The following is a 15,133-nucleotide window of genomic DNA, read 5'->3' as shown; positions in this document are numbered from 1 at the left end:
CAGTGCAAGCACAGGCAAAAACAAGTGCAGGGTACCCAGATGAGCCGCTTTCCAGGCGGCAAATAAGGCCAACTGGATCTGGGGCCAGAGACCGAAAGCCAGGGATCTGGATGCATAAACCGCTACCGGTAAATGATCGAGAAGCTGACATGGAGGGGAAAAGCAAAGAAGAATGGTTTCGTGCAGGAAGGAGGACAATCCCGTGAGTACAGGTACCATCACCACACAAGACGGAACAACGATCTTCTACAAAGACTGGGGCGCGGGCCAGCCTGTCGTCTTCAGTCACGGTTGGCCACTGAATGCTTATGCCTGAGACGATCAGATATTCTTCCTGGCCTCTCAGGGCTATCGCGCCATTGCCCATGACCGGCGCGGCCATGGACGCTCCAGCCAGCCCTGGGAGGGCAACGACATGGACCACTACGCCGATGATCTGGCGGCGCTCCTCGACACGCTCGACCTGCGCCACACCGCCCTGGTCGGCCATTCTACTGGTGGCGGCGAGGTCGCCCGCCATATTGGTCGTCACGGCGCCGACTGCCTCTCGAAGGCCGTTCTGGTGGGCGCGGTGCCCCCACTGATGCTCAAGACTGCCTCCAATCCCGGCGGGCTGCCCATCGCGCTTTTCGATCAGTTCCTGGCGAGCATTACCGAGGACCACCCACAGTTTTACAAAGATATGAGCCTCCTCTTCTACGGAGCGAATCGGCTGTTCGAGCCCGCGCAACCCAAACGCGGCCGCCGAACAGAAGAGTGCGCCTGCGGGTCGAAGCCGTCTTATGGATCACCCACGCAGGCTCCTCCTGATGCCACCTTCCTGAACGCTTTGGGCCGTGGGAGACTGTTGTCTACCAGTATCGGCGCTGGTGTAAAGAAGGGCTCTGGGAGCGGGTTCTCCAGATTCTCCTTCCTCTGGATGAGGCTTTTGCGGCTCGCCTCTCTCTTCCCGCTCCCTGACGGACTAAGTGGGGCTGTAGTACATTCTCCTGGTTTGGGATCAGGCTGGTTGGCACAAAAGTCGAGAGTTTCAGGTTCCCCAAGGGTTGTATCTGTTCTTTTTGCCATCGCATTCATCCGAACTGCAGCCTGCTGAACGGCTCTGGCCTCTCTCCAATGAGCCGCTCGCCAATCGGATCTTCAACTCACTCGATGTATGAGAGCAGGTCCAAGCCGAGCGTTGAGGCTGGCTGCAAGCTCATCCTGAAGTCATTTGCAGACATTGATGGCCTGCTTCTTTCGACACTACTTAAACAGTTTTGATATAAGTCGCTTTCCCAACGCTCAGCACTTCGATTTATGAGCAGGAATGTGCCCTAATAAATTGGTTCTGAAAGGTATGGATGCCCTGCTCTGCTGTGGCGCGGAGGGCGGGTGGTAATTTACCCAAATTTGACGTTTCGCCATTGGCTATTGCCGCTGGTACAGTAATCGTTATTGCACTTATAAGAATTGTAGACAGTGCAGCTACACCAATAGACTGCATTGTCTGGCGAGTGGCCTGGATCAGCGGTGTCGCGCGATTAATGCGCTTCATCGGCACATCCAGCAAGGCAGCAACCTGGCTATTTTGAATAATGAGCCCGACCGCAATGCCGCGAAGGGCAACAATCAGCATAATAAGCTGGATACTGGTATTCAGCTCGATATGTGCCAGTTGGTAGGTAGTGAAAGTAATTAGCAGAAAGCCTATTAGAATTGGCATGCGCGGACCGAAACGATCTGAGATCTTCCCCGAGATGGGGCTGATGATAGCTGCAGTTACAGCCATTGGCAACAGAATCAGACCGGTTTGAAAAGCGCTTTCACCACGGAGAATTTGTAGGTACAGAGGCAGGAGAAATTCTGCGCCAAAGAGTGCAATCGTACCGACAAGATTAGTGATATTGGCGAGAGTAAAACTGGGAATCGCATACAGGCGCAGATCCAGGAGAGGATCTTCCAAACGCAATTCGACCAATGTGAAAATGATCAGGCTCAGCAGACCGCTGCCCAGTGAGATAAGAACCTGTGGTTTGGCCCAACTCATGCCTTGTCCGCCTGAGATCGATGCAGCATAGAGAATCAGACCAAAACCAAGCGCTGAGAAGATCATGCCCAGGATATCCGCTCGTACTTTCTTCGAGCCTTTTACGTTTCTACCCGACCCAGCGCAGATGGTTGTGCGACCATGCCACCTCATAAGGCGCGTATGATGGGTATCGTCAGCTTCTGTTTTTCCTTGATGAGCTTTCTCACTCAACCACCATTTGAGGTCGCCTCCTTATGATGTTACGACATGATATTCTTGCAACCAGGCATTGGTCTGGATCAGGTAGTCGAAGAGGAAGTAGGCATTTTCGCCCCGCTTCTGCTCATCGGGATGCTCTGCGAGCTGGCGGAGAAACGCTCTATTGACGAAGGTGTTGACTGGTGCATTGGCAGTATTGAGAATCTCCAGCGTCCAGCGGCGTACAGCCTGGGTATAGGCTGGATCGAACGAGATTGGATACGCGCTCTTACGGCGCATACGTACCTCCTCGGGAAGCAATCCGCGAAAGGCGCGACGCAGGATGCCTTTCTCGATATGATCGATGGCCTTCATTTCCCAGGGAATATTCCAGACATATTGCACCAGGCGGTGATCGCAGAAGGGGACGCGTACCTCCAGGCCAGTCGCCATACTCATGCGGTCCTTACGGTCCAGCAGCAGGCGCAGGAAACGCGTCATATTCAGATAGAAGATCTCGCGGATGCGGGTGTCACGTGAAGACTCGCCCTCAAGGCGTGGAACCTCGGCCAGAGCCTCCTGATACAACTGTTGCATGTGCTCATGTGGATGGAGTTCGTGGGCCAGGGCTGGCGAGACGAATGGCAACCCCATCTGCATCAATGGAGTATTACTCCCGGGATTCATGCGCGCGGCGATCCAGGGGAAGGTCGGCGTATTGAGCGCATGCTCCTGGTGGAACCAGGGATAGCCGCCGAAGATCTCATCGGCCGACTCGCCCGAGAGCGCCACCGTCGCGTTCTGCTTAATGGCTTTGAAGAGCAGATAGAGCGAGGTCTCCATTTGGCCCATTGTCGGTCGGTCGTGGGCACGCATCGGCACCAGCAGGTTCCCGATGAGTTCCTCAGTCGAAACCATAATGTTATGGTGATTGGTTGGTAGGTCGCGCGCCACCTGTTCGGCATAGGGACGGTCGATGCTTGGGCGAAAAGCATTTCCCTCAAAATGCTCTTCGCTATTGACGTAATTGATGGCGTAGGTATTGAGCACCTGGTTTTCCCTCTGGAACTCGCGCGCCGCCAGCGAGGTCACACCACTGGAGTCCAGTCCACCAGAGAGGAGCGTGACCACGGGGACATCAGCAATGAGCTGACGACTCACGGTATCGCTCAGGAGCGAGCGAATATACTCGGTGGTCGTCTCCAGGTTATCGGTGTGAGGCCTGCTCACGAGCTGCCAGTACTGGCGAACGTGTGTGCGCTCGCGCGTAAAGGTTGCACAGTGACCTGGGCGTAGCTCCTGAACATCGCGGAAGATGCCACCACCGGACAAAAAGATCGAGACAAAGATGGCCTTCATTCCCTCGTCATTCAGGATAGGCTCGATCAGTGGATGTGCCAGCAGAGCCTTGATCTCTGAGCCAAAGACAATGGTGCTGCCTACCTGGGCATAGAAGAGCGGTTTGACTCCCAGGTGATCACGGGCAATGAAGAGTTGCTGGCGCGCCTCGTCCCAGATAGCAAAGGCGAAGATGCCATTCAAGTGGTCAACACAGTCTTCCCCCCATTCGACATAGGCATGAAGCAACACTTCGGTATCGGAGTGCGTACGAAAGACATGATCGCGTGCTCGCAGTTCCTCGCGCAGCTCGCGGAAGTTATAGATCTCGCCGTTATAGGTCAGAGCATAGGTCTGCTCCCCCCGTGTAAAGAGCATAGGTTGTTTGCCGCCAACGGGATCAATAACGATCAGACGGCGGTGTGCCAGCGCGGCGTGGGAGGAGAGCCAGTAGCCCTCGCGATCTGGCCCACGCTCTTTTAATGTACAGGCCATCTCCTTCAGCACCGCTTGCTGCTCCGAGAGGTCCTGTTCCCAATCGATCCATCCAGTGATACCGCACATAGAAGAAACTCGCTTTCCAGGTGGTAAAGAAGCTGAAATTTCAACCGATTTTCAAGCGAAAACCTGGGAAATCGGCGCACATGGGAGAAATTGACCATTCAGAATCTGGGAAAACCACTCTTTATCTCGCTTCATTCATCGCAAATGGCGCCAATTGGCACCTTTTGCGATGAGGGTATCAGGCCATCCTGAGTAGTTAAGGTTTCTCAGGGACGAGGAGCACTTTTCCCTGCCGGTCTGTGGCTTCTGCCTGGGTGACCGCTGTGCCTATCTTGTCGAGAGGGAAATGTTGGGCCGCGGAGGTCGTGAGAATTCCCGCACGCTGCAGTGAGACCCTCTCCTGCACCAATTGACGTCGTGTGGCTTCATCCAGTCGGGGAAACCAGTAGCCGAGCCAGAACACTTCCAGGGTGCGCCGGCCTGCCAAGGTGAAGCGGGGATCAGCTCCGACACGGATCGGCTCACCGGTAAGGGAACCATAGACCAGCATTCTGCCCTCTTCACCCAGCGCCTGATAGATCCGGGTTCCGGTTTCTCCAGCCACAGGATCGATGGCATACTTGACGCCCTGTGGGCCTACAATCTGGCGCACCTGCTCGTCAATCGGTCCCTCGGTGGACACGATCACCGCGTCAGCCCCCAGTTGCTCCAGCTCAGCCACTGCTTCGCGGCGGCGCACGACGTTGATCGTACGGATGCCATCATGTTTGGCCAACCTGATGATCATGCGCCCCAGTTCAGAACCGGCTGCCGATTGGAGCAACCATTCCCCTTTGGGAATAGCCAGGACGTGGCGAAGCATGAGGATGGCAGAGGCCGGGTTGATAATAGAGGTGGCTGCCTGGAGATCAGAAATATCATCAGGGACTGGAAGCAGAGAGAAGGCTGGCACCACAACATATTCAGCCCAGTTGCCACCCTTCCCATTGATGACCACGACGCGCTGTCCAGGGACAAGGCCGCTCACCTGTGGCCCGAGAACATCGACAATGCCAACCCCCTCAAATCCGGCAGGTGATGGGAAATGGGGTTGCACCCCGGCATAGTGGCCTCGCACAAACAGCAGGTCCGAGGGGTTAATGGGACTGGCCAGGATACGAACGCGCACTTCACCCTCTCCTGGTTCTGGGAGAGGGCACTCCTGAACCTCAAGGACCTTTGCAGGCTCACCATACTGCTTAAATCGAATAGCTTTCATCCTTCTATGCTCCTTAGTTTTTTCTGGTTCGTGATATCTCCACATTTCGCGCTTGGAGAGCAAGCGCCGAGCGACAAATGGCTCCTCGCATATGTGTTTGCTTTTTCTTACGCACGTGCTTGCTCTAGCGGGTGAGCAGAGAGACCGGAGGCAGGTTGTTTTCCTACTTCCACAACCCACTGTCTTTCATCTGTTCACTGTCAACATCTGCTATGCTACAATGAGCACTGTCAAAAGGGACAGCGTGCCAAGCGGGAGGACCTGCAAGCACATGAGAGGTCAAGAGGCCCTCCTCTATTAGTGTGGCTTCGCATAGAGCGTACCTACGATATGACTCAGTATACTGGCAATGGCCGAGGAAAACAGTACGCATCAGGTCCCATTTCACGTCCCATATCTCTACCCTCCTGCAGTTCGTTAGAAGGAGTCTGCTCATGAGTCGGTTCTTGCACAAAGAACGCGATTACGTCTTTGGCCAGAGAATGTTGACTCTGCGCACCAGCATCGGGCTAACCCAAAAGGGCTTGGCAGAGCTGTTGGGGATCACACGCAAAGCCATCTGCCGCTGGGAGGCAGGTGAGACGTACCCGAACGCTATACACCTGCAAGCATTGCTGGCCCTCGCTCATCAGCAACACGCCTTTCGTGCAGAACAGGAGGAAGAGGAGATGCGCACTTTCTGGAGTACGGCTCACCAGAAGATGCTGCTTGATGAGGAGTGGCTACACAAGTTGCTCTGCCACTCAGCCTCCCATCCGAGCACTGGCGGGAAGGAACCAACTTCTGTCGCTGGCTTGCACAATGCCCCTGAGAGGGAACCACAGGTGGATTGGGGGGAGGCATTCGATGTCCCCTGCTTTTATGGGCGTCAGAAAGAATTGGCCACGCTCGCACGGTGGATTGGACAAGAAGGCTGCCGGATCGTCAGTGTACTGGGCATGGGCGGCATTGGCAAGTCGGCGCTGGTCACTACAGTGATGCACCAGATAGCGAAACAATTCGAGGTCGTAATCTGGCGCTCTCTGCGTGATGCTCCTGACTGTAAAGGGCTCTTGGAGGAATGCTTGCAGGCGTTGGCCCCGCATTTGCTGCAAAAGACGCCCGATACTCTAGAAGCACGTCTTCGCCTCCTCATGGAGCAATTGCGCACCAGGCATGTACTTCTGGTGCTGGATAATCTAGAGACGCTTTTGGAGGAAGGTCGAAGCACAGGCCGTATGCGTGCAGGCGCTGAAGGATATGCCCGACTCCTGTGCCAGATGGGGGAAACAGCACACCAGAGCTGTCTGTTGCTCACCAGCCGCGAGAAACCGGCGGACCTCGTGCCCCTGGAAAGCAAACGCTCCTCGGTGCGCGCCTTGCGTTTGTCAGGATTGGATGCTCTGGCAGGCGCTCAATTGCTGGAGGAAAAGGACGTCGGGGGCACGGCGCACGACCGAAGACATCTGATCGAGGCGTACCAGGGCAACCCTCTGGCCTTAAATATCGTGGGACAGACCATCGTGGAACTCTTCAGGGGTGAGATCGTCCCATTTCTGCGACAAGGCGAGGTGATCTTTGGAGGCGTGCGAGAGCTGTTGGATGAACAATATAATCGTCTCTCGGTGCTCGAGCGGACCGTATTCTTCTGGTTGGCCATTCTGCGTGAGCAAGTGAGTCTGGAAGATCTGCTGACAGCCTTGCACCCATCAAGGGCTTCTGCACAGGTGCTCGAAGCCCTTGATGGACTCCTCCGCCGCTGCTTGATCGAGCGTGGGCAACACCCAGGCAGCTTCACACTGCAATCGGTGGTACTGGAATATGCAACCGAGCGTCTCATTTCAGAGGCAATGAGCGAGATTGAGCAGGGCAGGCTCGCCAACCTCATCTCTTATGGGCTGTGCCTGGCTCAGACGAAGGAATACGTACGCCAGATGCAGGAGCGACTGCTCGTCGTTTCTCTGCTGACCAGACTGCGGTACATATACCTGGAACAAGCAGATCTGGAGGCACACTTGCTCTCATTGCTTGACGAGCTGCGTAGCTGGGATCATCTGGCCCAGGGATATGGGCCAACCAATCTGGTAACACTGTTGCGTGTACTGCGAGGGAATTTGAGTGGTCTGGATTTGTCGAGACTTTCCCTTCGCGGAGCGTTCCTGCAAGATGTCCAGATGCAAGATACCTCCCTGATTGGAGCTACCTTGTACGACACCGTCTTCACCGAGTCTTTTGATACGATCAGTGCAGTGGCGATGAGCCCCGATGGAGACTTCTGGGCGACGGGCAGCAGACGAGGGAAGATACAAGTATGGCGGCAGGGTGGGAAAATCCTTCATCTGGCCTGGCAGGCGCATACTGACACAATACGATCACTGGCGTTCAGCCCGGATGGGGCAACGCTGGCCACGGGAAGTTGGGATGGGACCCTCAAATTGTGGGAGGTAGAATACGGCGCCGGGCTCTGGGTAAACAGGCTTGCTACGAAGATCCACTATCTTGCCTTTGCTCCCAATGGGCGGACGCTGGCTAGTGGCGGAAATGATGCGACCACGCAGCTCTGGGACGCGACCACGGGTCTCCTTCTGCGGGCTCTTCCCAGCCAGACAAGTCCAGTACAGGCATTGGCTTGGAGTTCGGATGGACGCCTGCTCGCCAGTGGGAGCCAGGATGGAACCATATGGATATGGGAGCAGCCTGAGGTTCAATCTGAAGCCAACGTGCAGATGCTCACGGGACATGCTACCTGGGTCACTGGGATAGCTTTTGCCCCCGACGGACGTACCCTGGCCAGTGGAAGTATTGATCAGACCGTGAAACTATGGGAGGTGGGAAGTGGGCACTGTATTCAGACATTGGTAGGGCATGCCCAGCCGGTGTTTGCGCTTGCGTGGAGTCCGGATGGGCACCTACTCGCCAGTAGTGGGCAGGATCGCATTATCAGGCTCTGGGACGTCGAAGCCAGTAGATATCGAACAGCACTGTATGGACACGAGGCAAGTGTGTACTCGATCGCGTTCACTCCCGACAGCCACTATCTGCTCAGCGGCAGTGCTGATAGCACTTTACGACTCTGGGACGTCGAGCAGAAGCTGTGTGTCCAAAATCGGCAGAGTTATGCGGTCTCTCTGTATGATGTTGCCTGGAATCCCGATGGCACAAAAATTGCCAGCGCGGGGACCGATACCCTGGTGGCGATCTGGGAGGTGGAGAGCGTGATGTCACCGAGCATCCTGCGCGGGCATAGCTGGGTGGTGCGTGGAGTGACGTGGAGTCCCGATGGACAGATGCTTGCTAGTAGCAGTTGGGACGGCACTATCCGAATCTGGGATGCAACTACAGGAGTTGTCATACAGACCATACAGAATCCCGACCACGCTGGTACCTTGATCTTCGGTGTAGCCTGGAGTCCCGATGGGAAGTGGCTGGCCGGTGCAAGTACGATTCGTGGAGTGCAGGTATGGGAGGTGAACACGGGCGTCCGAAAATGGGTGGGGCTGACACATGCCTCAGCGACCCAGGTGGCATGGAGTCCCGATGGGACCCGGTTGGCCAGTGGTAGCGATGATGGCTGTGTCTGTCTGTGGGACATAGTGAGCGGTAGGTTGCTACGCCGTCTCCCTGGACATTATGGGATGACGAAGAGCCTAGCGTGGAGCCCTGATGGCAGACAGTTGGCCTGGGGATCTGGCAGTCAGAGGCAGGATGGAAGTGGGGAGATCTTCGTGTGGGATGTCCATAGTGGGCAACACATACAGGCGTTTGGAGAGCGCATGGAAGAAGTCTCCGCGCTCACGTGGGCAACGAGCGGAGAAATGCTCATCAGTGGTGGCAGTGATGGTATGGTACGCTGGTGGGATGTACAATCCAAAGAATGTGTGCGGCAACGAAAGGCGCATCAGGGGACTGCCCAGTCCCTCAAGACCAGCCCAAATGGGTACTGGTTAGTCAGTTGTGGAGACGATGGGGCAATTCATCTCTGGGATCTTGAGGGTGGCAATCTGCGACGCACGCTGCAACGAGATCGCCCCTACGAACGACTCAATATTACAGGCATTCGGGGTCTTTCCGAAGCGCAAAACATGTCATTGCATGCATTGGGGGCGGTAGAAGAAGCAAACATTGGCAGATAAAGGCATTTGCTTTCCGGTGACATACATTTTCCACATAGCCTCCACCATATAAATGACGAGTGATAATGTCAAGAGAGTTGGTTATCAGATATCAGACATCTCTGTTTCTATAGCGGCTTCTCTGGCGATCAAGAGGCGTGTTGCACAGCCCTTATATGCCAACACGTCTATGGAGTTTCCTGCGCCCCTAACAGGCGCAACGACACTTTCTGAGCTTGCGTTACTCCCTTCACTCCGCTGATTTCCATCCGCTCATAGGGGCGATCTCGTTGCAGCGCGCGTCGCAGATGGCCACCCTCAAGATCCCAGAGGTGAATTGCCCCATCGTCTCCACAACTGGCAAGCCACTTTCCATCATGACTCACCTGGAGTCGCTGGATTGTTCCCTGATGCGCCTGGCATGCCCGTACGCATTTCCCACTGCGCCTGTCCCACCAACGCAATATTCCATCGCTACTACCACTAACCAATATCTCTCCAGTCTGACTCCAAGCCAGCGCATAGACGATCCCTACATGTCCCGCCAGGACTCGCACGCGTTCTCCACTGTGCATTTCCCACACGAACAACTCTCCGTTCTCCCTGCTCCCTCCGCCCGAGGCAAGCCACTTTCCATCACGGCTCCAGGCGATGTCATTCACTTTGCCAAGATGTCCCCTGAGTTGCCTGAGCCATCTCCCATCCGAGGAATTCCACACCGAGAGGTTGCCATCATCGCCAGCGCTGGCAAGCATGGCCCCATCGGGGCTCCAAGCTACCCGGCGGGCAGCAGCTGGCTGTTGACGAGTCACCCATTGGCGGGTGCCAGTGGAGACCTCCCACATCTGGATCTCGGGTCGATAGGTGCCACACGCGAGATGCTGTCCATCGGGACTCCACGCAATTCCATAGAAGGAGGTGTAGGCATCGTCAGGATCTCTCATGATCTGATGGCTTTCCCCCGTAATCGTGTTCCAGATGTAGATGGCATTATCCCACCCACTACTGGCGAGCCATCGCCCATCTGGACTCCATTCCACCCCGAACACAAGGTAGCGATGCCCCTGGAGCTGTTTGGGAGGGGTGAGCCCATTTACATCCCAGATCATCACCAATCCGTCAGAACTTCCACTGGCAATTCTGGTGTCATCAGGACTCCAGTCGATGTCATAGAGCGAGATCGCGTAGCCTTGCAAAGTCTGCTCACTCTGCCCACTTTCTGTGTCCCACATTCGTATGGTGCCATCCGTACTCCCGCTGAGCAGTTTACGGCTGTCGGGCATGAAGGCGAGAGAGAACACTAGGTCTGTATGCCCCTGAAGGACCATCCGACAGGCGCATTGTGCCATATCCCAGAGCCAGATCGTGTGGTCGAAGGCCACGCTCGCTAGCGTCTGTCCATCAGGACTCCAGGCCACCGTTTGCACCCGATCGGTATGTCCCACAAGTGTCTGGATGACGTCTCCATTGGCAACATCCCAGAGCTTGATGGTATGGTCCCAGTTTGCACTAGCAAGCCTGCTCCCGTCGGGGGAAAAGGCCAGCCCCATGCCCCAGTTGGTATGTCCCTCAAGGCACGCAACACAAGTGGTTGACTTGCCCTGTCTCCTCTTCCAGAGCCGGATCTGACCATCGAAGCCGAAACTGGCGAGCAAGTTCCCATCGGGACTCCAGGCAAGGGCGAAGACCGCATGAAGATGCGGGAGCGTTTCAAGAAGTGCGCCCGTCTTCCCGTCCCAGAGCTGGACAGTTGCATCTATTCCGCCGCTGGCAAGCAGGCTCCCATCTGGAGAAAAGGCGAGACCGGTGATATTGGCGGTATGCGAGCCCGACCAGAGCAAAGCGCCATGCTCCACTTCCCACACGTTGACCATCCCATCATAACTTCCGCTGGCCAAAAAACTGCCATCTGGGCTGAAAGAAAGAGATCGGATGATATCGGAGTGCGCTCGCCAGACCCGGTGCAGTGTTTGTTTATCCCACACACAGATTTCCCCTCGCCTGCTGCCAGCAGCCTGGTATTGCCCGTCATGATTGATCGCCACAGACCAGACGGACCCAAAGGTCGATGTCCAGGCACACTCTTGCAAGGTCGCCCCAGAGATGGTGGTGTCCTGCATCTCAATCCCTTGTAAATAGGCCCCTCGAATCAAGAGGTGAGACAGGTCCAGGCCACGAAGATGTCCACGCTGCTCCTTCAGAAGTGCCAGCACGTTAGCCGGTCCATACCCCTGTGCGTAGTTAGCTCGCGTGCGTAATTGTTTCAGGAGCGAGAGCAACTGGTCCTCGAGCTCCGTACGCTTCGGATACACACTGCGCAGTTCGAGAAGTAGTGGCACGACAATGAGGCGCACCTGAGTCTGCCGAACGTGGGCAGGGAATCGGGCCAGGGTGAGACTCTGCTCGATCAGGCGGACGAACTGACCCTGCTGTATCTCTCCGCTTGTTTCTTCAATGAGCTGTGCGGTTGCATATTCAAGCACCACCGATTGCAGGGCTACGCTGCCTGGGCGTAGCCCTCGCTCGATCAGTGAGCGGTTGAGCAGCGCCACTACCGCTTTCAGTATCGTGGCGCGTGGTAGTGGTGTGGCAAACAGCACCAGTAGTTCTTCCAGGCTGACCGGCTCGCGCAGCATCGCCAACCATAGCAGCACGCTCTGCTCAATTGCAGAGAGGCGGGCGTATTGTTCCCTCAGTAGCTGGCGTATCCCACCAAAGACTACCTCGCCTTGCTCCAGGAAAGGGGCGATATGTCCGTCGAAAAGCTCCACTATGGCCTGCGCAACAATTTTGAGTGCCAGGGGGTTGCCTGCATACGCTTCAATGAGTTGTTCCTGTTCAGCCGTGGTGCCTGTGACTCCTTTTTCCTCCAATAACTGTTGGGATGCTTCTCTATCCAGCCGGGCGAGGCGCAAGGCGCGAACAGGAGATTGATTGCCTTCCATCGGCACGAGGTCGTCTGGTTTCTCTCGACTGGTCAACAGTAGACAACTCTGGTGCTCTGTTGTTGCTACTCGGCGCAGCACCCTGGAGAAGCCTTCGTAGCCTGCGCGCATGCTCCCACTATCCTCACCATCCTCCAGGAACGACTCCAGATTGTCGTAGACCAGCAGAACGCGCCTGGTGCGCAAGCATCCCAACAGAAGGTCCTGGCGTTTTTCGGGGCTCATAGAGGTGTCACTCAGCGCCTGGGGAGCAAGGACCTGGAGGCAACTATCGAGTAGTGCTTCGCAACTTGGGACATCGCGGAGGGAGCGCCAGATCACGACTTCGAAGCGCTCAGCTACACGATGCATCACTTTTGTCGCCAGCGCCGATTTACCAATGCCACCTTGACCGAGCACACTAACTACTTGACAGCGCTCATCAACCACCCACGTAGAGAGCAAATCCAGTTCCCATGCGCGCCCATAAAAGTTCGTCACTGCGAGCGCCTCACCCCAATCGACGCGGGATGTGCCCTTGGAGAGAGATACGGGAGCGTTGGCAGCGACACTAATCTCCTCATTGAGCTGGGATGCAGGTCGCGCCTGTATGTGAGACAGGTGCTCCCGAAGCCAAGCTTCATCGAGGAGTGCCTTCTGGTGGGCTGATTGCCAGAGAGCTCGAGTTTCCTCTGCTTCGCGTTCGGCAGGCCAGATCTGGCGCTGGATAGCAAGGACCACGAAACGTTTTAAGTGATCGACACTCGGATAGGTGAGGCCTCCCTCCCAAGCGATCACAGCGCGGCGCCTGACGCCAAGCTGGTCAGCTAATTCGGCTTGCGTCAGTGCAAGCTTGGTGCGCAGGGTCAGCATAACCTGGCCAAATGAGTAGTCCCGCTCGCGATACGAGGATCCCTTCATGAACGTTCCCTTTACCTCCCCTTCTCATAAGTACTGCAATGTGAAGGAATGTGTGGTATGAAAGTGTCGTGATGTTCGGTGACACACGCATATGCTGCTTAGTATACTACAAAACAGGAGCAATCTTGTCAGGGGACAGGACGCGCTTGGATTGCTTTACTAGGGGGTCGTGATGCAAGGGGCAGAGCCACCTTCCAAGCCGATCAGGCGTGTCTATCTGGATGGCGTGTTTGTACCTTCCAATTGAACTCCTTTGACTTGTTCAGAAGTGCACTGTTTATCTGTACTCAATTTGACGGAGAAAATAACGCTATGCCAATGATTGATATCTACGCAGTTGCTGGTACATTTGCTAATACGAAGCAACTGGCAATAGATGCAGCAAATACGGTAAAAACGATCGAGGGGGTGCCTGATATCCCAATGTTCCGGAAAAACACAGCTGCATTTGTGCATGAGTTGCCGAAAGGCACACTCGCCAATGTGGAGGGTGACGAAAACTATGTACGCGTACAAGTATTGACAAACGAAGGTGCCCTCGACCGTGAAAAACAACTAGCTGTTGTAGAACAGCTTACAAAACTTGTGAGCACTGCTGCTGGTGACGAAACACTGAAAGAGCGCACGTGGGTGCTCTTATCAGAGGCGAAAGAAGGTGGTTGGGGGCTTTGGGGTCATGCACACACGAATAACGAATTAGTAGTTGCTGCAAGGAACGAAATCGCAAAGCTACAATCTGCGTCAAGTTAAAACCGTCAAGAGAGAGCGAAAGAACAATGGAGCAACTTTCTAGGTCTAGGATGCACCGGCTTGCTCACACGCTCATCAGAAGGATAATTCATTTATGACTCAGCACGCACCAGGGCAAAGCTGGATTTCAATCGTCAGAAAAAATGGCACCGCCGAATTCAGCAAGGCTTTTGCTCCAAATCCAACTCTTTGACGCTTCGGTACTCAACGGTCCATGTGTCGGCGTAGAAACCAACGCGGCTTTCTTCGCTGCCACAGCCGGCGGCATGTATGAAACCATAGAGTTCACACACGAAACAACCAATGGCATGAAAATGTATCTCGAATGGCAAGGAAAAGCCTTCAGAAAATATGTTAGCGGAACCACGATTCTCACGCGCAACAATGAGGGATTGATTGAAAATATCTAACTTTACCATAGTCCCTTGCAAGTGGTCGTGGAGTTTTCCCCCGAATTGGCAACGCGTCTGCAAGGGAGCGTAGATCAGGCACTTTGGATAAGGAGGAGACCCTGCTCAGTTCTGGTGCCAATTTCCCTCCTCTGGGCGCCTTCCTGCACCTGCTCATCACCGGGCAAGGTTTGGCCTGGATCGATCCCGAGGCCTTCCCCCAGCACTTTGCAAACGACATTGATCCGGTGGAGGCGCGAGCTCTGGCGGTAGCTCAGGTGCCACCCAACGTCAGTATCTTTAATACCCCCGCTGGGCAGCCAGCGTGGAAATCTCTCCCAGCGTGGTCGCTGTTTGGTTCGGAGGATCGGATGATTCATCCTGAGCAGCACCGCTGGATGGCACAGCGGAGTAAGGCAACGATGCGAGAGATATTATCGAGTCATGTCCCATTTCTCTCACCTCCTGAGGAGGTGGCTGACATCATTTTGCATGCTGCCAACACGGCCGCCCCTGCCATGACTCATCCCTCAAAATTCGGGATGAATAAAAAGGACGAGGGTCAGAGGCTTGCCAGAGAGCGCTGATGGCCCAGCGGAGTCGAGAAAGCGGGACTGCCATCTGGCGGTCCCGCTTGCCTCCAATGAGTTGCCAGATTTCGCGTTCTTGCCCAGTGCCATCACGAACCACATGTCCCTTTTTCCAGCGGATCAGAAAACGCACTTCTGCTTCTTGGATATAGACAACAC

General features: G+C 55.3%; 8 protein-coding genes and 3 pseudogenes. 7 read left to right on the top strand and 4 right to left on the bottom strand.

Going from position 1 to position 15,133, the window contains the following annotated elements:
* Positions 1-172 precede the first annotated feature (172 nt).
* The 3 pseudogenes from K3T82_RS50110 to K3T82_RS47965 form a co-directional block, all read left to right on the top strand.
* Positions 173-712: pseudogene (locus K3T82_RS50110) on the top strand (alpha/beta fold hydrolase); the annotation flags it as partial.
* A 113-nt stretch (positions 713-825) separates the two neighbouring features.
* A pseudogene (locus K3T82_RS50105) lies at positions 826-960 on the top strand (hypothetical protein); the annotation flags it as partial.
* A 20-nt stretch (positions 961-980) separates the two neighbouring features.
* Positions 981-1,160, top strand: a pseudogene (locus K3T82_RS47965) (transposase); the annotation flags it as partial.
* 137 nt (positions 1,161-1,297) lie between these two features.
* Here K3T82_RS47965 and K3T82_RS27125 read toward each other — a convergent pair.
* From K3T82_RS27125 to K3T82_RS27115, 3 genes are all read right to left on the bottom strand, one after another.
* Complete coding sequence (locus K3T82_RS27125; RefSeq protein WP_220196691.1) at positions 1,298-2,242, bottom strand: MFS transporter; 945 nt, start codon at positions 2,240-2,242, stop codon at positions 1,298-1,300.
* Between the two features lie 21 nt (positions 2,243-2,263).
* Positions 2,264-4,111 (bottom strand): asparagine synthase (glutamine-hydrolyzing), encoded by a 1,848-nt coding sequence (gene asnB, locus K3T82_RS27120; protein WP_220196690.1) that lies wholly within the window; start codon positions 4,109-4,111, stop codon positions 2,264-2,266.
* A gap of 196 nt (positions 4,112-4,307) precedes the next feature.
* Positions 4,308-5,309, bottom strand: a complete 1,002-nt coding sequence (locus tag K3T82_RS27115; protein ID WP_220196689.1) for a zinc-dependent alcohol dehydrogenase family protein — start codon at positions 5,307-5,309, stop codon at positions 4,308-4,310.
* A 434-nt stretch (positions 5,310-5,743) separates the two neighbouring features.
* On the opposite strand from K3T82_RS27115, the gene K3T82_RS27110 reads away from it, so the two are divergent.
* Entirely contained in the window at positions 5,744-9,421 is a 3,678-nt protein-coding gene (locus tag K3T82_RS27110) for a WD40 domain-containing protein (RefSeq protein WP_220196688.1), read from the top strand.
* A 167-nt stretch (positions 9,422-9,588) separates the two neighbouring features.
* On the opposite strand, the gene K3T82_RS27105 is transcribed toward K3T82_RS27110, so the two are convergent.
* Positions 9,589-13,245, bottom strand: a complete 3,657-nt coding sequence (locus K3T82_RS27105; RefSeq protein WP_220196687.1) for a WD40 domain-containing protein — start codon at positions 13,243-13,245, stop codon at positions 9,589-9,591.
* Positions 13,246-13,557: 312 nt separating this feature from the next.
* On the opposite strand from K3T82_RS27105, the gene K3T82_RS27100 reads away from it, so the two are divergent.
* The 3 genes from K3T82_RS27100 (at position 13,558) to K3T82_RS27090 (ending at position 14,971) form a co-directional block, all read left to right on the top strand.
* Complete coding sequence (locus tag K3T82_RS27100; protein ID WP_220196686.1) at positions 13,558-13,995, top strand: tautomerase family protein; 438 nt, start codon at positions 13,558-13,560, stop codon at positions 13,993-13,995.
* Positions 13,996-14,138: 143 nt separating this feature from the next.
* The gene (locus K3T82_RS27095) at positions 14,139-14,405 is read left to right on the top strand and encodes a hypothetical protein (RefSeq protein WP_220196685.1); all 267 of its coding nucleotides are present in this window, start codon (positions 14,139-14,141) and stop codon (positions 14,403-14,405) included.
* A gap of 83 nt (positions 14,406-14,488) precedes the next feature.
* On the top strand, positions 14,489-14,971 hold the full coding sequence (locus K3T82_RS27090; RefSeq protein ID WP_220196684.1) for an alpha/beta hydrolase: 483 nt from the start codon (positions 14,489-14,491) through the stop codon (positions 14,969-14,971).
* Positions 14,972-15,133: the final 162 nt, after the last annotated feature.

Origin of the sequence: Ktedonospora formicarum (assembly GCF_016587355.1) — a bacterium.
Lineage (GTDB): Bacteria > Chloroflexota > Ktedonobacteria > Ktedonobacterales > Ktedonobacteraceae > Ktedonobacter > Ktedonobacter formicarum.
The sequence above is the reverse complement of the archived record's forward strand: the minus strand, read 5'-3'. Positions and strand labels throughout refer to the sequence as shown.

Bases quoted from the DNA above. Each gene is read 5' to 3' on its own strand.
- K3T82_RS27110 (WP_220196688.1), top strand. From the start codon at position 5,744: ATGAGTCGGTTCTTGCACAAAGAACGCGATTACGTCTTTGGCCAGAGA.
- asnB (WP_220196690.1), bottom strand. From the start codon at position 4,111: ATGTGCGGTATCACTGGATGGATCGATTGGGAACAGGACCTCTCGGAG.
- K3T82_RS27105 (WP_220196687.1), bottom strand. From the start codon at position 13,245: ATGAAGGGATCCTCGTATCGCGAGCGGGACTACTCATTTGGCCAGGTT.
- K3T82_RS27115 (WP_220196689.1), bottom strand. From the start codon at position 5,309: ATGAAAGCTATTCGATTTAAGCAGTATGGTGAGCCTGCAAAGGTCCTT.
- K3T82_RS27095 (WP_220196685.1), top strand. From the start codon at position 14,139: ATGGCACCGCCGAATTCAGCAAGGCTTTTGCTCCAAATCCAACTCTTT.
- K3T82_RS27100 (WP_220196686.1), top strand. From the start codon at position 13,558: ATGCCAATGATTGATATCTACGCAGTTGCTGGTACATTTGCTAATACG.